This is a genomic window from Deltaproteobacteria bacterium (assembly GCA_016183235.1).
Classification (GTDB): domain Bacteria; phylum UBA10199; class UBA10199; order DSSB01; family JACPFA01; genus JACPFA01.
On record JACPFA010000043.1, the window covers coordinates 45,634 to 68,748 of the forward strand.

21 protein-coding genes are annotated in these 23,115 nt (G+C 44.7%); 16 read left to right on the top strand and 5 right to left on the bottom strand.

The features are described from left to right. The first annotated feature begins 48 nt into the window (after positions 1-48). The gene (locus tag HYU97_11265; GenBank protein MBI2337327.1) at positions 49-831 is read left to right on the top strand and encodes an enoyl-CoA hydratase/isomerase family protein; all 783 of its coding nucleotides are present in this window, start codon (positions 49-51) and stop codon (positions 829-831) included. On the opposite strand, the gene HYU97_11270 is transcribed toward HYU97_11265, so the two are convergent. Continuing rightward, positions 818-1,225 (bottom strand): hypothetical protein, encoded by a 408-nt coding sequence (locus HYU97_11270; GenBank protein MBI2337328.1) that lies wholly within the window; start codon positions 1,223-1,225, stop codon positions 818-820. The genes HYU97_11265 and HYU97_11270 overlap by 14 nt on opposite strands. Before the next feature lie 125 nt (positions 1,226-1,350). Continuing rightward, on the bottom strand, positions 1,351-3,486 hold the full coding sequence (locus tag HYU97_11275; GenBank protein ID MBI2337329.1) for a hypothetical protein: 2,136 nt from the start codon (positions 3,484-3,486) through the stop codon (positions 1,351-1,353). A 133-nt stretch (positions 3,487-3,619) separates the two neighbouring features. On the opposite strand from HYU97_11275, the gene HYU97_11280 reads away from it, so the two are divergent. Beyond that, a complete protein-coding gene (locus HYU97_11280; GenBank protein ID MBI2337330.1) occupies positions 3,620-3,877 on the top strand; it encodes a type II toxin-antitoxin system Phd/YefM family antitoxin in 258 nt (85 codons plus the stop codon). Further along, positions 3,865-4,284, top strand: coding sequence for a type II toxin-antitoxin system VapC family toxin (locus HYU97_11285; GenBank protein MBI2337331.1), 420 nt, complete (start codon positions 3,865-3,867; stop codon positions 4,282-4,284). The genes HYU97_11280 and HYU97_11285 overlap by 13 nt, the downstream gene beginning before the upstream one ends. Positions 4,285-4,323: 39 nt before the next feature. Here HYU97_11285 and HYU97_11290 read toward each other — a convergent pair whose 3' ends face one another. Next, positions 4,324-7,806 (bottom strand): transcriptional regulator, encoded by a 3,483-nt coding sequence (locus HYU97_11290; GenBank protein ID MBI2337332.1) that lies wholly within the window; start codon positions 7,804-7,806, stop codon positions 4,324-4,326. 113 nt (positions 7,807-7,919) lie between these two features. Here HYU97_11290 and HYU97_11295 point away from each other — a divergent pair, with 113 nt between their 5' ends. The 13 genes from HYU97_11295 (at position 7,920) to HYU97_11355 (ending at position 21,190) form a co-directional block, all read left to right on the top strand. Continuing rightward, positions 7,920-8,339: a nucleotidyltransferase domain-containing protein gene (locus tag HYU97_11295; GenBank protein ID MBI2337333.1), complete on the top strand. Its 420-nt coding sequence runs from the start codon at positions 7,920-7,922 to the stop codon at positions 8,337-8,339. Further along, positions 8,336-8,794: a DUF86 domain-containing protein gene (locus HYU97_11300; GenBank protein ID MBI2337334.1), complete on the top strand. Its 459-nt coding sequence runs from the start codon at positions 8,336-8,338 to the stop codon at positions 8,792-8,794. The genes HYU97_11295 and HYU97_11300 overlap by 4 nt, the downstream gene beginning before the upstream one ends. A gap of 174 nt (positions 8,795-8,968) precedes the next feature. After that, the gene (locus HYU97_11305) at positions 8,969-10,258 is read left to right on the top strand and encodes a TonB-dependent receptor plug domain-containing protein (GenBank protein MBI2337335.1); all 1,290 of its coding nucleotides are present in this window, start codon (positions 8,969-8,971) and stop codon (positions 10,256-10,258) included. Positions 10,259-10,309: 51 nt separating this feature from the next. After that, positions 10,310-11,077, top strand: a complete 768-nt coding sequence (locus tag HYU97_11310) for a TonB-dependent receptor (protein MBI2337336.1) — start codon at positions 10,310-10,312, stop codon at positions 11,075-11,077. Next, positions 11,074-13,320: a hypothetical protein gene (locus HYU97_11315; protein ID MBI2337337.1), complete on the top strand. Its 2,247-nt coding sequence runs from the start codon at positions 11,074-11,076 to the stop codon at positions 13,318-13,320. The genes HYU97_11310 and HYU97_11315 overlap by 4 nt, the downstream gene beginning before the upstream one ends. Continuing rightward, complete coding sequence (locus HYU97_11320; GenBank protein ID MBI2337338.1) at positions 13,317-14,084, top strand: PepSY domain-containing protein; 768 nt, start codon at positions 13,317-13,319, stop codon at positions 14,082-14,084. Before HYU97_11315 ends, HYU97_11320 begins: the two co-directional genes overlap by 4 nt. Beyond that, entirely contained in the window at positions 14,081-14,704 is a 624-nt protein-coding gene (locus HYU97_11325; protein ID MBI2337339.1) for an energy transducer TonB, read from the top strand. Before HYU97_11320 ends, HYU97_11325 begins: the two co-directional genes overlap by 4 nt. A 24-nt stretch (positions 14,705-14,728) precedes the next feature. After that, positions 14,729-15,346, top strand: coding sequence for a MotA/TolQ/ExbB proton channel family protein (locus tag HYU97_11330; protein MBI2337340.1), 618 nt, complete (start codon positions 14,729-14,731; stop codon positions 15,344-15,346). A gap of 2 nt (positions 15,347-15,348) precedes the next feature. Beyond that, entirely contained in the window at positions 15,349-15,747 is a 399-nt protein-coding gene (locus HYU97_11335) for a biopolymer transporter ExbD (protein MBI2337341.1), read from the top strand. 398 nt (positions 15,748-16,145) lie between these two features. Next, positions 16,146-17,168: a GDP-mannose 4,6-dehydratase gene (locus tag HYU97_11340; GenBank protein ID MBI2337342.1), complete on the top strand. Its 1,023-nt coding sequence runs from the start codon at positions 16,146-16,148 to the stop codon at positions 17,166-17,168. Between the two features lie 155 nt (positions 17,169-17,323). After that, the gene (locus HYU97_11345) at positions 17,324-18,055 is read left to right on the top strand and encodes a hypothetical protein (protein ID MBI2337343.1); all 732 of its coding nucleotides are present in this window, start codon (positions 17,324-17,326) and stop codon (positions 18,053-18,055) included. Beyond that, positions 18,052-19,422: a TIGR01777 family protein gene (locus HYU97_11350; protein ID MBI2337344.1), complete on the top strand. Its 1,371-nt coding sequence runs from the start codon at positions 18,052-18,054 to the stop codon at positions 19,420-19,422. The genes HYU97_11345 and HYU97_11350 overlap by 4 nt, the downstream gene beginning before the upstream one ends. A 409-nt stretch (positions 19,423-19,831) precedes the next feature. Further along, positions 19,832-21,190 carry a hypothetical protein gene (locus HYU97_11355; protein MBI2337345.1) on the top strand — a complete coding sequence of 453 codons (1,359 nt, stop codon included), beginning with the start codon at positions 19,832-19,834 and terminating at the stop codon, positions 21,188-21,190. 90 nt (positions 21,191-21,280) lie between these two features. Here the strand turns inward: HYU97_11355 and argF are convergent, their stop codons facing one another. Together argF and HYU97_11365 are read right to left on the bottom strand one after the other, a co-directional pair. Then, positions 21,281-22,195, bottom strand: coding sequence for an ornithine carbamoyltransferase (gene argF / locus HYU97_11360; protein ID MBI2337346.1), 915 nt, complete (start codon positions 22,193-22,195; stop codon positions 21,281-21,283). After that, positions 22,192-23,115 (bottom strand): acetylornithine transaminase (locus tag HYU97_11365; GenBank protein ID MBI2337347.1); only part of this gene is annotated, 924 nt, incomplete at its 5' end. The genes HYU97_11365 and argF, both read right to left, overlap by 4 nt.

Below are 23,115 nucleotides of genomic sequence, written 5' to 3' on the forward strand. Positions count from 1 at the left end.
AAACACCTTTGCCCCTCCAAAAGATTTTTCAAATAATTAGGAGATGTTGTGTCTTTGGTTCTTTACGAAGAAATTGGCCCTATTGCTAAAATTACCTTTAACAACGAATCCCAATTAAACGCTATGACTCCTGAGATGGGTGATGAACTGAGTGCGCGTATCCGCCAACTACAAACGCGTTCTGATCTTCGTTGTGTATTGTTTACCGGCAAAGGCAAGGCTTTTTCTTCAGGTGGTAATCTTGATTTTATTATTTCGCATACCCAAAAAGACATCCCCACTAACAAAAAAGAGATGATCGAATTTTATTCTAAGTTTCTCATCCTCAAAAACCTCCCCATGCCAACGATTGCTATTATCAACGGCGCTGCGATTGGTGCAGGGCTATGCATTGCCATGGCTTGTGATTTGCGAGTTGCAAGTCACGGGGCTAAACTTGGGGTCAACTTTGCCAAAATTGGGCTCTCCAGTGGGATGGGTTGTTTGTATCACCTGGTGCAATTGGTAGGCATTGGCCATGCCGCCGAATTACTTTTTACCGGCAAAATTATTACCGCCGAAGAGGCCCATACCATCGGCCTGGTGAATCACGTGTGTTCACTCGACGGCCTAGAGGCTCAAAGCATGAACCTCGCTCAAAGTATTGCCGAAAATTCACCGCTGGCTATTAAAATCATTAAACAAGGTCTCTTGCGAGCGCCTCATTCCACGCTAGAAGAATTATTTGATTACGAATCTGAAGGCCAAGCCAAATCTTTTGCCTCACAAGACCTCCTCGAAGGCATCTCGGCCCTCAAAGAAAAACGCCCACCCAATTTTAAGGGGAAATAAGGGGCGCCAATTCTTCGCGTGAAAAATAAACGAACATCAAGCGCCGTTGTTCCGGGCTAAGCCCTAAATCTTTTGCAAAATAAGCTATTCTTCTATCACTATAATCCGCTTTTACCATTGCTTCTCCTAATGTGCCTTTTTCACCACGAAACTTAACTTGCAACGCACGAGCTGCAACTGTTGAATTTCCGTACTTTGCGGTTATGGCAGCATCTAACATTTTTGCCACATAAACATTAAGTCGGATCTTCTTCGGAGAAAGGAGGGAAAGAACAACGAGTTGTACAAGAGAGAAAAACCAATAAAGGATGGTGAATAAAAAAGAAAAGATGACTCTCACGGGATTTTGTAGTCTATCCAATGCCTGTTTTGTGGTCCAGTTTTGCCCGACCATTATAATATAGGCCAGAAATTGCTAAGCGGCAATCTTATGTATTTTTTGCCAAACTGTGGAGGCCTTGGCGGCATGCCATAAATCATAATTTGGACTAAACATCACAAATTCACTCCATTTATTGCTTAGTTGGCTAAGGGAATTTTAAGTTTATAAGAAGCCGATTCACGTGGCCTTGGGATATCAAATTCATCATCCGTGTAGGGAACCTCCTCAACTTTCTCTAAACCAGCTCGTACAAAACGATTGCGAAGCCCTGAATTAACTACACCCAGAAACACCAATTCAAAATGCCCTTGCCCTTTCCAAGCCGCCATGGCTGTGGCTAATAGAGGTTTAGCAACTTGATTAAAGCGACCTTGGCCTCGTGCTTTTTTATAAATGTAAATATTATAAAGAGTGATTCTGTTAGGATATGGATGACGCTGAAAGACTTTGAACAAACCATAACCCAACTCCTCACCTCGTTCTTGAATCCTAACTATCATGGCACCAAAATGGTTCCATCTGAAAAATAAAGGAAACGCTTCTCTAAAAAAGTTTGTTGGGTTTGTTGTTTCAAAAATCACATCGGGGGTTGCGTACTTAGTCCATTCGCCTGCTCCATAATCATCAACAGTTGGTTTAACCCCTGTGGGAGGAGCAAACAATTTCCAACTATTCAGTTCTTCCATCGCTGCTTTAAAATCTTCTTCTTTTGCATAGGCCAATCTTGCTGCCCCATCGGCCTGCTGTGTCGGAAATAATTTGATAACATAACTATGAGATGTCCCTTCTGGATCATAAGAAACAGCTTCATAATTTGAACGAGCTAATCGTATAGCCAAATTTCGATTTCTTACTTCCTCTCGAACCACAACCAGGGCTGCATTATTTTGCGCAGCCAACTCCAGTGCTGCCCCTAACGACATTTTTTCCATCCAAAAACCCAAACCTCTTCCTCTGGCCTCAGGCGCTACATAAAGGAGATGATTCACCAATTGAAATTCGCCTGAAGCAAGTCTTGAAAAGCTAAATTCACAAATGGCCTGCCTAGCACCACTCGCATCTTGAACCATTAAATGTAATTTAGGTTGTTGATGATCTAAGTTAGCGATCGCCTCTAAAATATGTTTCATGGAGTTGGTTAGATCGGCAGGGTTTACAATAACAATTTTGTCAAACTTTTCCGATACCGGTTGTAAATACAATCTGAAATCAGGCATTCCTGCTTTGCTAACCGGCATATCTCGAAAAGGCGCCAGAAACACTTCATCGTATTTTTCTGCCCACTCTAAAGCCCTTTGGGGATAAACGGTCTTTTTCCCTACTCTAATATCACCTTCTGAATAGGCTCGAAAACCACCCTTTTCGCTTAGCCCCCTGCCCGAGCCTGCTTCGACAAGTAATGGTTTCATTCCTGTGGAAGAAAAATCAGGAAATTGAAAAGTTTTTAACCATTCCCGATAACGATTTGCATCTAAAACACTCGCTAAAAATTTTCCTTGGGTATGTAAGCGTGTAGCCACATTCCCATAGGCGGGAATAAATTCGTACACACCCCGCATCCCCACCATAAATTGCGCTTGTGTGGTGGCCGCTTGATAAACATCTTGCCCTACTGCCACCATCCCCACCGTGCCCCCCACAAACGCGCTCGTCACCCGAGTAAACCCCATTGCCCCGGCTAGCCTCAGGCTATCATGCCTTCCCCATTGATGAATCGCTTTTGGTAAAACCCCACTAGCACCCATGCCTAATCGTAATCCCAACCACCCTATCCCAGTGTGAAAAAACTCTTCCCCTACATTAACCGGTTGTCCCGCTTTTACCTTATGCGCCACCCCTATCCCGGTGATACCCATTACTTCGGTCGTAACCCCTGCACCCTTGGCCAATAGTGTAGCAGGCTTGCCTCGATTCCACCAACTCTCAACTCGTCTCCCCATCCACCCCATCACCCTATTCCGGGTCATTTGCCCCACCAACCCTACCCCTGCCAATAACGCCACATCACCCAAATCTAGATTCTGCATCACCTGCGTGGACCCACCCACCACTCGCTCTACACTGCCACACCCGCGTTTACTCTCAGCACCTCCCTTACATAATTCACTGGCTGCTAATGCAGCTTCATACCCCCCTTGCTCTTCGACCCATTGTAATAACGATGCACCAATGGCCTTCTGTTGCTCATCGCCAAAGCGCAACAGCTCAGCACCTCGCAACCGCAAGGCCTGCACTAATTGTGGATCTTGTGAATACCTGACCGGACTTACCATCTTCCCCCCAGGATTAAATGACTACCCTATGTCGCAAATTCACTCTTTTTGTTGCCTATACATATTAACTTGAATAATCTGATATTATATGTAAAATATGATTAAATTTGTTTAACTAGAAAGAGGGCCTCCAATGCGTGAAATAACTTCAACAAAATTAGGTAGACAGCTGCGTCAAGTGCTCGATTGGGTCGAATCAAAAGGTGAAGAAGTGGTTGTGACTCGAAACAAACAACGTATCGCTTGTATCATCCCTGGCCCCGCCCGAATGACAGCCCTAGAAGCTTTATCGGACCTATATCGCACGCTCCCTGAAAAAGCGGCCCCCGGGTGGCTTGAAAAAAGGCCTAAACAGAACCTAAATTCATTGCACAATCCATGGGATATTTAATCGACACCTGTATTTGGGTAGATGTTGAGCGGGGGGCTCTTGCTCCTGCTGATATTGCCGATCATACTAAAAATGAGCCTGTCTTCATATCGCCTATTACTTTAGCCGAACTAAAATTTGGGGCAGAAATCACCCAACAACCTGACCTCAAACAAAAAAGGCTCGCTGCTGTTCACCGACTGATGAACAAACCTATCTTGCGCATTGATGAAGCCACGGGCATTATCTTTGGGACATTGGCCGCCGCCTTAAAAAAGACCGGGCGTGGGCATGAATTTCGAATTCAAGATCTATGGATGGCAAGTCAATGTGTGCAACATAATATCAGCCTTATCACGCACAATTTGAAAGATTTTAAAGATATCCCCGGCCTAGAAATTTTACTTATCGGTAAATCGCAAAAATAAGCGCCAAAGCCTGCCTATTGAAATAAATCTTAGGTTAAGTCACCTCGGGTTGGCCTCTTCTAACATAGGTTTAAGGGCTGCCTCGTTTAAATAAATATATAAAAGCCTTCTTTGTTCAAAATCTAATTTCAAAACTTGCGCCATATGGTCAATATCTACTTCGCCATATTCACGCTTGAGCGCTTGGCTCAATTTTTCACCCTGTCTTGTTACCTTGATATTTGCTGCACGGCCGGCCGCTAGATGGGAATCAAAATGTAGATCGGCTGCGTGATCGATGATATTCAGCACCTGAATTTTTAAACGATCAAAATTGTTTCCTTCTGGAAGAGAATAATTAAAATGCCCCGTTGCACCTCGACCTAAAAAATAAGCTAATCTTGAGCTAAAAAAAGTTTCATACATGCGGCGATAAGAAAGCCAAGGGAAGCGTTGATGGATACGCCGAATGTCTTCAATGTATAAAGGGTCAGATACTTTCAAAAGCCTTTTTCCAACAGTAGCCAACTGAGCTTCGTTGCCTTCATAACCCAAACTTTTGGCCAATTCCGTAGCCGATGCTATTCTTTCCTTCTGCATAGCTGCCTTTAGTTCTTTTTTCACACTCTCAACCGGCGACCATAATGTTACAGGATCCAAAGGTGCAACATGAGGTTTTAGATCCGTGAGTGTTTTAACAGGGTAGAGTTTGAGCAACTCAGGACGACAAGCCAAATACAGGAGCGGTAACATAAGCCGTTGCTCAGCCGGATCAGGCCACAACCATTGGCCCACTCTAACTAACAACAAGTCTTCTTGAAAGCCTGAAACTCCTAGCTCAATGTTTATGACTTGATTGCCTGAAATCCCCAAGACAAGGCCAACTTCTTTGGCATTCTTTTTCATTGCCATACGTCTGGCAAAGAATAATTCCCCCACTTTCAATGCCGCCAAACGCTCAGCCCATCCCTCGGGTACGTCTAAATAGCCATCCGATGTCAATAAATTAGGAAAAAGTTTCCCTGCCTCAGGATGCTGCCCTTGCACCATCCTGTTGATAGGCAGATGAGGCAAGGCTCGTCTTAATTTCACAAGGATTTCTAGATCGGTAACTGCTCCCCCTACGATATGACTTATGGTATTGCGGCCCATCCCAGAGCTTTTCGCAACATCTGAAAAGCTGGCATCACCCACTGCATAGGCCAAATCAAAAGAGAACGTATTCGCAACATGACCCTTTGCTGCATAGATTGATTTTAACAACTCAACAGGGAGCCCGGCTCGTTGAAATACATTCCCCCAAAAACCTACATTTTCCATAAGTACTTTTATTTCACCTGACTCAAGATAGCTCCATTGGCAATCTCTGCCCCGCCCTACTAAATGTTTTAAATCTGTAGCCCGAGGTAGATTATAATCTGCTTTGCGATAGGCAAATGCTACATGGCCCATGCTCCCGGGATTTTTCACATATTGGGCAAGCTTAGCCTCTTCATCGACGCTATCAATATAAACACTCTGTTGAGGGAAAAGTAGTTCTAGGGTTGGCAACAAAGCCTGATGATAAGTATGATTCATCCGATCAATTAAATTGGCCACGGGCTCGCCGGTAACTTTTGACAAAGCCAGCAAGGTTGACCGAATAGGCTTCCTCTTATTTAATTCAAGCTCACTCAGTGTGTTTTCATCTATATTTAAGGCCTTTGCAAACTCCGATCGAGTATAATAATGATCCGGATTTTTTCGATATCGGTAGGCCCATGCGCCAAGACTTTCTGCTTTAGGATCTTGTTGTTTATAAAAACGCACTCGTGCAACATCATTTTCCCCTTCAAAATAAATGGGGAAATAGGCTGTTTTCCATTGTTTTGCACTTATTGTTTGCCCATGCTTAATGCGATTCGAAGATTCAATCAAATAGCGAACATCAACTCTATAAATTTTAGCCAGACTTTGTAAAACCTTAAAATCAGGAGCCGCCCAATCGGTTAACACTTCATATTTTTCCAATCTAGCTTCTGTAATTTCTATTCCATCCTCTATACGCAGGCGCTCTCTCACCTCTCCTAATGTAAGCCCTTGCCTTTTACGCAATTCAGTTAACAAGTCCGGAAACGGTTTTAAATTTTCAGGCGGAATCCAAGCGGCTGTTTCAAAAGTCATTCTTAGAACACGAACACCTTGCTCACTAAAATCGGCTATGACCTCACCGGCTTCGTTAGGTTTCATAGGATATTTTGCGATATTGTCGCGAATCTTAGTAAAAAGAATGGCCGAACCATCAACAAAAACAAAACATACTTCTTGCAAATTTTGATGACGCTTAAATAAAAGTTTCACAGCAGCTTTTGTTAAAATCTTTTTAAAAGTTTTCCTGCTCCCTCGGATAGTAATTACAGCAAATTGATGGTTGGTGTTTATTTTTGTATCGACCATTGCCACCATTTCAGCAATGGCGGCTGTTTTCCCTTTTATCCTTAAAGGATATTCTCTGACTAAGGTCTCTTGGGCTGTTGTTCTGTCGACCGTTGTCCTTGCACCTAACCATTTCAACCATTCGGCTTTAACCTTTTCAGGCCAAGCAGGTGATGGCTCAGGTTCACCTGCATTAGGTCGCGGAGTCCCTTCAAGCAAAATAGGACGTGATCGAAAGTTAGAAACTTCACCTACAGTTGCCGTTGCCCAAGCAAAATTATTTGATAAACGAAAACCATCATTGGGTGGAAAATATTTTCTCAAGTCAAGACGTGCGGCAAGAAAACGCCCGTGGGTATGTAAGCGTGTCGCCACATAATTATAAGCCGGCACAAACTCACGCACACCCCTCATCCCGACCATAAATTGCGCTTGCGTGGTGGCCGCTTGATAAACATCTTGTCCTACTGCGACCATCCCCACCGTGCCTCCCACAAAGGCACTCGTCACCCGGCTGAACGTCATGGCCCCGGCTAGCCTCGGCACTTCATACCTTCCCCATTGATGAAGTACCTTGGGCACAACACCCAATCCCTCCATCCCCAACCGTAATCCCAACCAACCTATCCCGGTATGAAAAAATTCTTCGCCCACATAAACCGGCTGGCCTGCTTTTATCTTCTGCGCCACCCCTATCCCGGTGATACCCATTACTTCGGTCGTAACCCCTGCACCCTTGGCCAATAGTGTCGCAGGCTTGCCTCGATTCCACCAACTCTCAACTCGTCTCCCCATCCACCCCATCACCCTATTCCGGGTCATTTGTCCCAATAACCCTACCCCCGCCAATAACGCCACATCACCCAAATCTAGATTCTGCATCACCTGGGTGGCCCCACCCACCACTCGCTCTACGCTGCCACACCCGCGTTTACTCTCAGCACCTCCCTTACATAATTCACTGGCTGCTAATGCAGCTTCATACCCCCCTTGCTCTTCGACCCATTGTAATAACGATGCACCAATGGTCCTCTGTTGCTCATCGCCAAAGCGCAACAGCTCACTACCTCGCAACCGCAAGGCTTGGGCTAATTGTGGATCTTGTAAATACCTGACCGGACCTGACACAATCCCCCCAGGATTAAGTGACAACCCTATGTCGCTAATCCCCTACTTTTGTTGCTCCCCCATCAAAACACTTACTTGTAACTTGGTTAACTCCATGATAATTTTAAAAAATAATGAAAGCATCTCCTGAAATCCTAACAACTAAACATAAGCAAATGCTCTCCAAGCTAGGGGTGCAGGCTATCTATTTATTTGGATCTAGGGCGCTTCAAACCCACACCGCTGCTTCTGATTACGATTACGCAATCCTCATGCCAAACAAAGGCCATAGCAAAGGCGATGATGTTTATTTTGCATTATATAATCTGCTTGCAGAAATTTCCCCTCGCACCTTAGAAAATGACATCATCGACATTGTGTATTTAAGAGATGTTGGCCTGGAATTGCGCTTTCACGTTATTCGCTATGGCCAAGTTATTTATGATGTTAATCCTAGGGCCAGAATTAATTTTGAAGTTGAGACAGACTTGCTTTATTGCGACTATCGCCCGTTGCTAGATGAATTTGATAAAACAATTTTGGAGAGTTTATGACACCACCACCCTTGGAACGTGAAGCGGTTTTACCCAGGATTGATGGCATTCGAAAAAATATAAAAAAATTAACAAGCCTTAGCAAACAACCTTTTAACGACTTTGCTTCAGAAGATTCTTTTGATTTGGCACAGCACCATTTGCGATTAGCTTTAGAAGGCATCTTTCATATTTCTTCTCACATTTTGTCACGTCTACCCGGAGGCCGTGCCACTGAATATAAAGAAATCGCTACAAAGATGGGGGAATTAAAGATTGTTCCGGAAGAATTTTCTAAACAGGCTTTGATCCCCATGGCTGGCATGCGTAATATTTTGGTGCATCATTATGCTGATATTAAACCTGAACGTTTATATGATATTCTAAAAAACCACCTCCAAGATATTGAGCAATTTCTTCACTATATTAAGAAGTTTTTAGAACACCCTGAGAAACACCAACTGTCGATAAAATAACGACTCTGTGTCGCAAATCTGCTATTTTTGTTACCCCCCGATCAGTACCAAGTAGATAGATAATCCCTTGACAGAACTCAGCGCAGTTGGTACCCGTCAACTGGCTTTTAAATGAAAATGACTTTCACTTGCAATATTTGCCACTCAACTCTTGTTTTAATAGCGTTTGTCTTTATGTCACTATTGATCGAGACCCAACCGGCTTACTCCCAGAAAAAGGACCAAGGCACCTCCTTTGTGCTTCCTGAAATCATGGTAGAAACTTCCAAAAAACAAAAATCGGTGCACACGCTCGACCCAGAATCCGTGATGCCCAAATCTATACTGACGGCTGATGAGATCAAAGAGCTGGGGGCCAAGACAGCTGCGGATGCCATCATCTTAAGCCCTGGCGTAACCCCAACCGGCCCAGGCGACAGTGGCGATCGTTTTGAAAGCATTCAGATTCGCGGGTTCAACCCAGATTATACTCTTGTGCTGATTGATGGCCAACGCACGACATCTCAATCCGCTGAGGGCAAGTTTGATCTTTCTACCATCAATGCCGATGAAATAGAAAAAATTGAAATTATCCGGGGGCCTCAGGCCCTCCTGTATGGGTCTGACGCCATTGGAGGAGTAGTAAATATTATTTTGAAAATCCCCAAAGATCATTTTGGCATGGGGGTCTCAGCAGGTTATGGGCAATTAAACACCTTCCGTTCAAGGGCTTTTATTGAAGGTCCCCTTTCCAAAAAATTCAGGGTGCGGCTCGGCGGACGCTATGACTTTTCAGATGGGTTTACCGATATTTTTGATCTCGACCGTGATTTAAGACAGAAGAGTTTGAAGTCGGACCGCAAGCCACAACGCACTGGCGAGATGCGGGCCGATTTTCATTGGGACATCAAAAATAAAACTAAGGCCCGTTTTTCGTTCCGCTACCTAAACCGAAATTTGTCGGTGCGGCGAGAATTTAACAAGTTTGTTGAAGAGGGCACAGAATCGGGCCACGATAACAAACAAGACATTGAAGGCACTGCCATTTTAGAAAAAACTAACCTTTGGGGAGGTCGTGGCGAATTTAGTTTGCGCGGCTATTCATCTCAATTAAATAAAATACGTGAGAAAAATTTTGTCAGTCGTGATTCTGGCCGTTTTATCTTTCGTGAACAATCAACCCAAAACGACGATATCGTTGACACGCTCCTTTCTACACGGCTCCTTTATGAAAGGCCTTTGGGTAAAAAAAATAAACTGACCACATGGTGGGAAACTCGATGGCAAAAAAGAAATTCTAACAATAATGGCCGCGTGCGCCGCTTCGACGAGCAAGACATTCTAATATCAGATTCTGCCTCTGATAAACCGGAAAAAATTTACAATAAAAATGAATTCTTTTTCGCCGGCGGGTTTCAAGATGAAATCACCTTCAAACACCTCAGTGCAAGCGCCGGCCTTCGAGTTGAAAAAACGATCAACTGACCAACAGCTATCACACCTGCTGCCGGGCTTAAACTTGGCCTCACTCCCAATATGGATTTACGGCTCAATGTAGGTTTTGGTTACAAGCTGCCAAGTTTTGAACAACGAACCCGTTCGTCAGTCCCTGAGCTAGACATCAACGGCACTAAGTACACAGCCGGCAATTCTAACTTAAAGCCAGAACGATCCCGACAGTATCAATTGATTTTTGATCACCGTCTTTCGGATATCCTTGGTTATTCGATCACCGGATTTTTTAACCAACATTATGACAAAATCGACACCGGCATCATCGATGATTACCTGGGAACGGGGCTACCTTTAGAAACAAAAATTAATATTGGCAGGGCTTTTACCGCTGGTTCAGAGGTAGATGTAAAATTTCAACCTCTCAAACACCTAGGAATAAGAGCCAATTACTCTTATCTCTGGACTCTCAACAGGGACACCCGTGCACCCCTTAACGAAACGCCAACCCACAGTGCCAATCTCTTGATCAACACCAAAATCCCCAAGCTTAATGTAAAAGCCGATTTCTCTTTTAGTTTTATTTCGTCGCGAAAACGGATCGATGCCCTTTCGGGTACAGAAAAAGCAGACTCGCCAATGGCTCCCCTCTACCTTGCCCGGCTTCGCTTGTCGCGAGAACTGGGAAAAGGGTTTTCGGCAGATCTCATGGTAGATAATCTTTTCAACATGAGTTGGGACCGCGACAACGACGGAGATTCCGATATGCCAAAGATGGGTGTCTTTGGCATGTTGTCGTGGAAACAACAAACCAAGAAAAAAAAGCAAACTCAAGAAGGAGACACACTGTGAAACCATCGCATGTTTTTTTTGCTGCCCTCAGCACCTTGTGGGTGTCGGGGTGGGCCCAAGCCGAAACGGTCATTCAGCGCCAGTTTGATCCAAACAAAAATGGCCCCTGGACGGTCATTGACCTTGGATCAACCGAAAACAACGAAAACTCCCTTGACCCAAAAAACATGGCCGTGCTCCCCGATGGCACCGTTTATCTTGTCGCTAAAACTCCGTTAGACGGCCCACCCCTGGGCGCACGTATTTTAAAAATCGAAGACTCCAGTGTCACTCAAGTTGGCAATGACATTTCATCTGATGTCGATGCATTATACGCTGACGAAACGGGAATATATGTAGGAACCAAAGGAACCTCGGCTCAAAAAGAAAGCGATATCTATCAATTAAACAATGCTACCTGGGCCCTCTTAAATACCGAGAGTATTCAAACAGAAATTCTGTCACTGGCTTCTTTAGATGGTGTTCTTTATGCCGGCACCAACAATGATGGGATCTACCGGCTCGATGGACAAATGCTTAACCGTGTTGGCACAACAACCATCGTTCTTCCTGAAGGATATTCATGGGAAATACTGGGTGACTATACAGCCGAACTTGAAAAATTGGCAGCTACCTCGCCCAATGAGCTTGTGACCATTGGTAAAGACCATCGCGTCCGCCAGTTCAATGGTAGCACCTGGCAAGATTTGGGAAATCTCTCGGAAACAACCTATGACGCCGATGGTGTTCCTTTGACCACTCCGCTGCGAGAACTCAAGAGCGTCGCCCTTTATAACGGAACGACTTATGTAGGCACAAAAGGAAAATCTGGATCCAGCGAAGGTGCTGATAAAGGGGCTGTCTGGAAATGGAATGGCACCGGATGGGACCGTTTGGGAACGACCATCATGAACAAAGAAATCAAGTCTCTGATTGTCTTTTCAGAAAGTGATATCCTTGCTGGCAGCAATGAATCGGGGGTTTTCCAATGGAACGAAACAACTTGGACGGCAAAAAACTCCGGGCTGCCGGCAACCGGCGGTAAGATTAAAGCAGAAACATTGACGCTCGGGGATGATGGTAATCTTTATGTCTCACAAACCAATAAACTATACCGCTCCACGGATCACGCTGGCAGCTGGAGTGAGATTGGGTTTTTTCCCTTCGGCGAAGAAATCAAATCCATCGCCACGGATAGCGCGGGGAATGTGTTTGTTGGCACAAAATTGGGAGCGGGGGCAGGCATGGTTTTTAAACTGGACGGGGCCTCTTTCACCGCGGTTGGCGAGGAATTACCCAAGGAAGCCAGGTGGCTAGTGGTTCGCTCCGCAAGCGATATTTTTGCAGCCTTGGGTGGCGGTGGTGGTGCTTATCATTGGAATGGAAGCTCATGGACCAGTATCCTTGGAAATATCACGGGCGACGCTGCTGACTTCAAACAACTTCTTATCTTGGGAACAGACTTTCTTGCGGCAACAAAAAACGGCGTTCAGCAAGGCATCTTTACTACTTCAATCACAACGATTGCATCTCCTCTCTTACAAAAAGAAATAAAGAGTCTCTGGTCTAATAACGGCAATCTCTACGCTGGCCTTAAACTTGGGGGCATTTTCCGACTAACCGACGATGCATCCACCGATGATGGGAAGGGTTTTATCCACGTGGATACTGGATTGCCCGATGTAGAAACGGAAGGTTTTGCTCTGTTAGATAACGAGGTTGTCGCCCTTGGGAAAAAACTCCTCTACACAGGGGCCCAAAGCTCCGATGCCATCGCCTTTGCACCTTTAGGCACCAATCCTGGAAAAGCAGCCCTAGATGGTGATGGCAATTTGATCTTCAGTGGAGAAACCGATTTCAAAACAGCGATTCGCTATGGTGGCAAATTGTTTGCTGGTACCAAAGACGGTCTTTTCATTTCGTCTAACGAAGGGGCCACCTGGGCACTTTTCAACGGCCCTGCAGAAGTCAAAAAAATGGTCTTGGTGGGCACCAAACTCTATGTTGCTGTAAAAGGTGAATTAACGCCGGATCCTGAAGGAGACCCCACCAGAAAGATCAAAACCGCCTCTATTTTCATTACCGATTTGTCGGCAACTTCATCCGAGCTATCGGATAATTTAAATAATTCGACCGGAGGGTGCATGCTCACCGCCTATTCGCCACAATCGATGGAAAGCATGACGCTAGCCTTAATGGTGGGATTCGTTTTGATCTTTGCGCTTAGGTTCCGCTTAAGCTTGCTAGGCAGGAGGAAATCATGAGTAAAGGAATAAAACTATTGAAGGGCAGCCGGAAGATTCATGCCTGGTTTGGGATTACCTTGGGTATTTTTATCGCTATTGAAGCCGTCACGGCACTTTATCTGCTTCACAAAAAATCATTTCCCACCGTCGAAAAAACGACCCTCCCCTGGGGCATCAGCGAGAGAAAAAAAATGGAACCCTTGCCCGTCAAAGCCATTGTGAGTGACCCATCTAGGCCCAAGCGGCAACTCCTGGCCACTCACAGCGGCATTATCGAATCAACAGTAGATGCTAGCGGCAAACGATCTGACCAATGGCTCTCGGGGGACACTGCCGGCAAAGACATCAAGGCCCTGGCTTTCCAGGGGGACCGCATCTGGGTTGGTCTGGGAAAGCAGAGAGGGCTCTTGTCTTGCCAAGCTTCTGCTGAAATTTGCCAACCGGTCGGTAATTTTCGTGAAATACAATCCTTAAGCGTGCTGCAAGATGGTTGGTTGATGGTGGCTGTTGAAAAGGAAGGGGCTTATCTTTTTAATCCGGCCTCGGGTGAAAAAACGCAGATTGTTGAGGCAGCTCTCATGGCGTCTCCTCATGCAAAACCGCTAACCTGGGGAACGCTCCTATTGAAACTTCATACCGGTGAAATTGTGGGTGGTCGATTGATGCTTTTTTGGGACCTTCTTTCACTGGCCTTGGTCGCCTATGTGGTGACTGGTATTTATATTTGGCTCAAACCGAAACTGATCAAACGCTCAAGGCAACAAGCTGGGGCTAAGGCATGATTTTTTTTCGGGTCACTCTTATTTCCTTGTTCATCCACTTGGCGATTGCCATAGGGGTGTCGGCCTGGAAGTGGGGGCCTGTTTTTAAATCCTCCGCCTCATCCATCGAGCAGCATGGGCCACAAGTAACCCTACTTATTGTGTCGGGTGCAATGGAGTCACACGCGGCCAAACACAGCGTGCCCCCCGTCAAAAAACAAAAAGAAAATTTTTTGGAAAATAAACTGCAAGAAAAACCTCAACCTCAGAGCGGCAAAGACGCCCATGACACGGCCCAAAATGGGGAAGGAACCAGTGGCACAACACCCTTTCAAGGCGACTCACTTTATGAAAAATATTTAAAGCAGGTACAGCAGAAAATTGTCAGGCGGCGGAATTATCCGGCTGATGCCAAACAGATGGGAATTGAAGGCAAGGTGCTTGTTCTTCTCGTCATCAATCGAGAAGGCCAATTAGTGCATTATAAAGTTCTCAAGTCAGACCATGAGCTTCTTTCGAACGGGGCCCTTCAGACCATTAAAAATGCTTCTCCCTTTCCGCCTCTTCCAGAACATCTTGCCAATACCGAATTGAAAATAGCCGTGCCCATTACTTATCATATTTCAGAAATGGACACCTAAAAACGGCCAGAAACCGAGGTAAAAATGTTTGAGACCCTATTTTATTTTTTTCATGTAAGCGGCTGGACAATGTACGCCATCGCTGCTTGCTCCATCTTGGCACTGGCTGTATTTCTAGAAAAAATTTGGGTTTTGCGCTGCGAACGGATTATCCCCAAAGGCTTCTCTGCCAAGATCGAAGAGTTGGTAAGAGAAAATAAGTTCCCAGAAGCTGAAGTATTATGCGGGCAAAATAAGGCCTCGCTAGCACGCATTATTGAAGCCGGTCTTGCCAATGCAGGAAAGAGTCGCGAGCAGATCAAGGAAATTGTCATTGAAGTCGGGCTGCAAGAAACAACCGAGTTAGAGCGCTATATGAATGTTCTTAATACCACGATTTCTCTCGCCCCCATGCTCGGTTTTTTAGGAACGGTCTTAGGTATGGTGCAACTTTTTTCAAGTGTTGCCGCAGTGGGAGAAGTAACCAATATCGGAATGATCGCGGATGGAATATATAAAGCGCTTTATACAACGATTGCGGGCCTTATGGTCTCGATTCCAGCAACGGTTTGCTATCGTTATCTGACTTCTCGAGTCGATCGAATGATCCTTGAAATGGAGAAAATCTCTTTGCGGATTATTGATCTGATCAAAAGGAAATAATCGTGGTTTTTCGCAAGAAAAAAAGAGAAGAAGAGGCCATTAACCCAACGCCTTTGGTTGATGTGATGTTTAACCTACTTATTTTTATCATCATCACAGCTCAGTATACTAACATTCAGGCCTTGAAGGTTAACCTACCTAAATCCCAGGTTGGAACACAAATAGAGAAAACAGAAAAGATTGTTATCGGAGTAACCCAACAAGAAGAAATTTTCCTCAACGAGCGCCCCGTTGATATGAGTGGCCTCGAGGCTGCCCTTGCTCCATTGGGAAAAAAGCAAATTCAGCCGGCTGTTTTCATTCAGGCCGATGAGGGATCTACAACCGGCAAGCTAGTAACCATCATGGATCTGGTCTCAAAGGCGGGATTGAATAAAATCTCCATTGAAACAAAAAAATAAAAAGACTAAGAAGTACCCATAAAAAAAACCGGAGAAGAATCATTTCTCCTCCGGTTTAGGGGCACACTATTTAATATTTATTTTTTAAAAATCAAGTGTTCTTTCGAACACATATTAGTTGTTATGCATACTGCGTGCCAAAATTTTCAAAATCGTATTTATTTTTTAAGTAATTGAAATTATTAAGTTATTTTATAAAAATAAAAATGGAAATAATTTGATGGTTAAATTTATACGAAATAAATACATTTAAAATACGTATAAATTTTATTTAAAGTATAATGTGTTAATTAAACAGAAGATTGATCAATCATATGGATGCCGGATCAAGTCCGGCATGACGACCTTACGTCATCCCGGACACCGATCCGGGATCCATATATGACATGGAATGACGAATGAAAAAAAAAACTTATCTCTTAACGGGTGTGGCGGGCTTTATTGGTTCCAACTTGGCAGAAGAATTATTACGCCAGGGCCATCGCATTATTGGGATCGACAATCTCAACCCAAGCTATTGGCCTAAAAAGAAACAACACAATTTAGAATCAATTCAAAAATCTTTAGCTCCAAAATCGGATTCCTTTGTTTTTCATCACGTTGACATTTGTGACATGAAAAATTTGTCGAAGTTATTTCAATCCGAACATTTTGATGGAGTCATTGCCTTAGCCGCTTTAGCAGGGGTGCAGCCTTCACTCGTTAATCCCCAAAGCTACGCCGAGGTTAACGTTAATGGCACGCTTAATTTATTAGAATGCGCCCGGCAACATCACGTCAAAAATTTTGCCTTTGCCTCGAGCAGCTCGGTTTATGGTGGTAATCAAAAAATCCCTTTTAAAGAATCCGATGCAGTTAATCTGCCTATCTCCCCCTATGCAGCCACGAAACGAGCGGGCGAATTGCTTGGTTACACCTATCACCATCTCTATGCCATGAACATTGCCTGTTTGCGCTTCTTCACTGTTTATGGGCCTAAGCAACGGCCTGACTTGGCCATCTATAAATTTACCCGTGCTATGCTACGCGGTGAATTGATCACTTTATACGGTGATGGCAGCTCACAACGTGATTACACTTACATTACCGACATCGTCATGGGAATTGGGCAAACGCTCCAATGGCTAGAGGCTCCAAGCGCCGCTCAGGCTAAATATGATATTTTCAACCTAGGCGAAAATCAGATGACAAAGTTAAATGATCTGGTAAAAATTCTAGAAGCTAATTTTAAAACCAAGGCCAAGGTGCAATACCAACCTTATTTGCCAGGAGATGTGCCAATAACCTGTGCTGACATTACACACTCCCAACAAGTGTTGGGTTATAAACCCCAGGTGAAAATTGAAGAGGGGTTACGCAAATTTTGTGAATGGTTTGTCAGGGAAGAGAAGGATAAAAATTGGGACCCAAGAAAAAATTAATAATAGGTCAACGGGTGACCCGGGCAGGGGGCCCCCCACCAGCGCGGAGTCCGCTTGCGGACGAGCACTGCTGGGGGAAAGCCCGGGGCCGGGCCCGTTGGCCTATTATTAATTTTTTCTTGGGTCTATGTGTCGCGATGCTCTTCGCAGGTCATGTGGCAGAAGCAAAAGCATTGAAGATGCTAATCTGGTACCCAGGGGGCGAAGGCGATGAAGAAGCGGCGGGGCCGATTTTGAATGACTTCGCAAGTGAAGTCAAAAAAGCAAGCAACGGAAAAATTGATTTGCAAATCACCTATTCTCAAAATCCACCCACCCAACTCCCTTTTAACCCCAAACAAAACCCCTACGTGGTGGGAATTGTAGCCTACGAAGTTTATCTTAAATATAAGACCTCCCTTTCGTTAAAACCCGTTGCCAAAACATTGCCACTCCCTGCAGGTAAAGACACCGAACAATATTATATTGTAGGAAACTCCACCACTCCGATTAAAGATATAGGCCGATGGGAATTGTATACTCATCGCCCTTATGAAAAAGGCTTTCTATTGTCCCTCTTTCCTGAGCTTGCCAATTATCAAAACCTCCAAATCAAATCGACTCTCAACCTGATTGGCACGCTCAAAGAAATTCAAACCCACAATTATTATCTAGTCGTGCTCGACGCCTTTTCGCACGCCAATTTAAAAAATCTTAATTTCCCTTGGGTAAAGAGCCTCGTTGATATAGCGGTCAGCAAAGAAATCCCCAGCGCACCGGTGGTTCGATTCAATGAATCACCCGAAGTTGACGATTTAACCAAAGTTTTAATTTCATTAAACCCAAGCCCGGTATTGAAACAACTACGCTTAAAAGGGTTTTCCGCAAGCCCCGGCTTAACCCCATGACTTCGATTGCCTTTGCTAATTACTTTGAATTTCCGGTAAACGCGCTTTACCAATGGCATTGCCGGCCTGGCGCATTGGAACGCTTACTCCCAAGTTGGTTAAACCTCCAAGTCAAACCGCCTTTAAAACCTATTACCGAGGGTGCTAAAAAAGAAATCACGTTGCGCACGTTTGGCCTTAAGTTTAGGTGGGTCGCTCATCATCAAAATTTTGTGGCTAATCAATCTTTTCAAGACCAGCAGCTCAAAGGCCCTTTTAAAACTTGGGTTCATGAACATCGGTTTTTTTTAAAAAGTCAAAATTCCTGTTCTTTAGAAGATCGCATTGATTACAAAATTTTTGGGGGCTGGGTTGTCAAAAAATTACTTAAACGCATATTTTATTTTCGAACTCAGCGAATCTTGCACGATTTGACATGGCACCTTCGTTTTGCCAGTCATGGCCCTAAAAAAATTGCCATCACCGGGGCTAGAGGGCTTATTGGCAAAAATCTGCATGCTTTTTTATTGGGGGGTGGGCATCAAGTTTACCCTTTGGTGCGGCGCAATCCTAAAGCGGGTAGCGAAGAAATCTTTTGGAACCCAAGCACAGGCGAAGTCGATGCCAAGGCCTTAGAGGGTATGGATGCGATAATTCATTTGGCAGGGGAAAATATTGCCGGCCACCGCTGGACCATCAAACAAAAAACCAAAATCGAACAAAGCCGAATCAAAGGCACAGAAAATTTATGTTTAAGCTTAAGCAGCCTGCAAAAAAAACCTAAAGTATTCATTGCTGCCTCGGCAATTGGGTTTTATGGCGATCGCGGCGATGAGCCGCTTGATGAACGCTCGGAGGCAGGAAAGGGTTTTTTACCTGAAACTTGTCAAAAGTGGGAAGCGGCAACCCTTAAAGCACGAAACGCTGGGATTCGTGTGATTAATGCACGGCTAGGCATGGTGGTGAGTGCCCAAGGGGGCGCCTTAAAAAAGATGCTGCCCGCTTTCAAATTAGGCATTGCGGGGAGGCTTGGCAGTGGGGATCAATTTATGAGTTGGATCTCCTTAGACGATGTTTTGGGTGCCTTTTACTTTTTATTATTTAATGAACAAATCGCCGGCCCGGTTAATTTAGTAAGCCCCAATCCATTAACCAATTTAGAATTTACCAAAACCTTGGGTAAAGTTTTGCAACGCCCAACCTTTCTTCCCCTACCGCGCCGTTTAGCCAAACTAACTCTAGGCGAAATGTCGGAAGCCCTACTTTTTGCTAGTACCCGAGTTATCCCCCATGTTCTTGATTTGGCCCATTTCCCCTTTTTCTTTACCACTCTTGAAGAAACATTGATGTTTGAACTGGGACTTTATCAATTGCACCCTATTGGGTAATTAGCCGATCCTGAATCAGACTCTGTGCTGGCAAAGCCGGCGCATATAAGCGGCAGAATCCCTCTGTCATTGCGAGCCCAACGGGGCGTCTCTGTCATTGCGAACCCTTTAGGGTGAAGCAATCTCTTCTGTTTAACCGGTGAGATTGCCACGCTCGCCAACGGGGCTCGCTCGCAATGACAGAGGAGCCCCAGCTGCTTACGCGCCGGCTTTGTCAGCACAGAGTCTGCTTCAGAATCGACTCATTAATTTTATCTAAATTCTAAAACCTATGTATTCATATAAGAACCTGGGTTATGTCATAAAATACCCTGTTTTTAACTTATTGATTTTATTAGTAAATTTTATTTTAACTTTTGGCCAATTCTTTGCATCTGTCCTAAGGGCGTAAAATTAAAATGGGGGATTTATGAGTTTTATCATTACTATTCTTTTTTCAATTCTTGTTGTTTTATTGCCTTTTAATTCAGCTCACGCCTGTACGATCGACGAACCTGATTGTGCTTGTTTTACAAGCGGCGGTAGTTGGAACCCAAGTGGCAGTGGCACCTTATTAGATGTTGCCGATGAAACCTTAGGTACGGTTGAAAGCTGCGGCAGTAATTCGGGCAAACCTTTTTGGCAAATGGTGGTGGGAATTAACAGCGCTGCTACGGCCACAAATTCCGCTGGAACTTATTCCGGTTGGACTCGTGGCAACTGGTGCAGTGAGGCAGTGGCTTATTGGCATCGCGAAGCAGGATTACCCTACTCTAACGGCTATCAAAATAGTTGGTATACTTCATGGCAAACTTACACGACCGATGACATTCGCGTGTGGTACAAAACAGAAGGTGGCACGGTAGGCGGACGTGGCCGTTGGATCGATGCAACCGATCTTGATCTCGAAGATTTTGAACTAGGCGTAACAGTGCCATGTCCCGGTGCTTATCAACAATGGATGGGCTATAATGCCAGCAACTCTGACCCTTGGAGCGGGGTCAACAATGCGCATTCTCAAGTTATCAAATCCATGACCATTTATCGAAAGCCTAATGGTAGGATTGTTGACTTTGATGTTCAAATGATCGAAGGCAATGCCAGTAATCAAGTTCAAGACACAACCGTCTACACCAGCCTCCCGCAGTACACTCCCCAAGGCCCAACATTTTTAGGCAACAGTCGAAAAATCCGCGGTTGGGGAATTGACCTAAACAGTGCCGGTGATCCGCGGTGTGAGGCAGAAAATATTAGCTATGTCGTTGTACCTTTTGAAGCTGATGAACTTAAATTTGAAGCTATTGAACCTAATTGGCACGATTCCGATGATGATCAAATTAACAAGAATCTTCGCTTCATCGAGGCATTAGCCAAAACAAGAGGCCCCAAGGTTAGCGTGAACGGGAAAATAGATGAAAAGCTGCTTGCACTCATGAATGCAGCAAATACTTCACCCGTCTACGTAAAGCCAGGCCTACTTCATAAAGGTAACATGAATATTTTGGTACGATACCCTTTACCTATTCCCTACCCGGTGGGTGCTGTGGAAATTCGCTTTGCCAAAAATGCCCCTCAAGCTGTGGCGCTAGCTTTGGCAGTTGAAAACAACAAAGTAATGAATTACGGAACCAAGCGGCTTAATAATAATGAAACCTCAGTTTTCATCAATCTCCGTCAACCGACCAGCCTACAAGCCTTTCAACTGTTGCTGCAACCTCGCAATGAACAGGGGACTTTTATTGAAGCTATTTACTTACATCCTTATCATGACCCAAAGTTTGAGGATTAATGTACTTGTGAGGATCTAAGGGGCCTTGAGGCCGGGCAAATCTCTCCATTCGAGATTGCGGAGCCTGCCCTGAGCTTCCGCGAAGGGTCTCTAAAGCCCTCCTCGCAATGACAGCAAAGCCGACAAGATCGCCTTCTGCATGTGGAGGCGGTTCTCGGCCTGATCAAAAACGCGCGAAGCCGGCCCATCCATCACTTCATCGGTTATTTCTTCTCCCCGATGGGCCGGCAGACAGTGCAACACGATAGCTTTGGGCGCAGCATTTTTTAATAAAGCAGCATTGATTTGGTAGGGATAAAATTGTTCTTTCGATGAATGTTCGGCCTGACCCATCGAAACCCAAGCATCGGTATATAACGCATTCGACCCCCTTACTGCTTCTTGGGGATCAAGCATAACCTCAATATTGGAATGATTCTTCAAGGCACGTCGATCATTTTCACTAGGCCAGGTTGATTGAGGGCAAGCAATTTTTAAAACAAAACCTAAACGAATAGCGGCATTAATCCACGAGCGGGTTAAATTATTCCAATCCCCTAAATAACAAACCGAAAGTTTTTTAATGTCTTTAAAGTTCTCAGTCAAGGTTAAGAGGTCGGATAAAACTTGCACGGGGTGATACAAATCCGAAAGTCCGTTAATGACGGGAACTGTCGCATGTTGAGCCATTTCTACAATATCCTGGTGACGATTCGCCCTAAACATAATGCCATCCACATAACGCGATAAAACTTGAGCGGTATCGGCAATCGATTCACCCCGACTCAATTGCGAACTTTGACTATCGATGACTAAAGGATGCCCACCCAACTGCACCATGGCCACTTCAAAAGAAACTCGGGTGCGAGTAGAATGCTTTTCAAAAATCATCGCCAAGGTTTTACCCTTCAATACCGAGTTTACCCTTTGACGTTTGGCTTTTTTCTTAAACTCTTGGGCAAGTTTGATCAGCCGTAAAATTTCTTCTTTTTTTAAATCAAGGATCGTTAATAAATCGCGTTTCATAAAGTTTTAAAAACCTCGCTCAAAATGACAATGGCTTCATCTACTTGAGATTTTTTTAAGATCAAAGGTGGAACCAAGCGCATGAGATTACCTTGTGGGCTATTGACCACCAAGCCCACTTTCAAAAATTGCATCACGAGGTCTGGAATTTCATGATTGAATCTTAAACCCAACATCATGCCTCTGCCCCAAACATCTTGCACTATTTTGTAGGTTTTTTTTAACGACGCTAAACTTTTTAAAAAATATTCACCCACCGCAGCCGATTCTTTTAACAAACCCTCATCAATTAATAGGGTGAGCGCCGCAAGACTGGCCGAGCAAGCCAAGAAATTACCCCCAAAGGTGCTGGCATGATCACCCGGCTGTAACAAATCAGCAATTTCCTTTTTGGCTAAACAAGTCCCAATGGGAAAACCCCCACCCAAGGCCTTGGCCAAGGTCATCACATCGGGCTCAATGCCTTCATGTTCATAAGCAAAAAGTTTACCCGTACGCCCCATGCCCGTTTGCACTTCATCGAGCATCAATAAAATTTGATGTTGGTCGCATAATTTTCTCAAACCCTGCAAATACCCTGGTTTAGGCATGCGCACACCGCTCTCCCCTTGAATGGGCTCTACTAAAATGGCGCAAGTGTTTGGGGTAATGCTTTTAGCAACCGCTTCAAGATCATCATAGGGTACATATTTGAAACCTGGCACCAAAGGCCCAAAACCATCGTGGATCTTGCTTTGAGCGGTGGCTGTCATGGTGGCAAAAGTTCTGCCATGAAAGCCTTTTTCCATGGTGATAATTTCATAACCATCAGGCCCTTTGGCCTTCTGCCCATAACGACGAGCGAGCTTGATCGCCGCCTCATTGGCCTCGGCCCCACTGTTGCAAAAAAAGACCTTGTCGGCAAAACTCAACTTCACCAA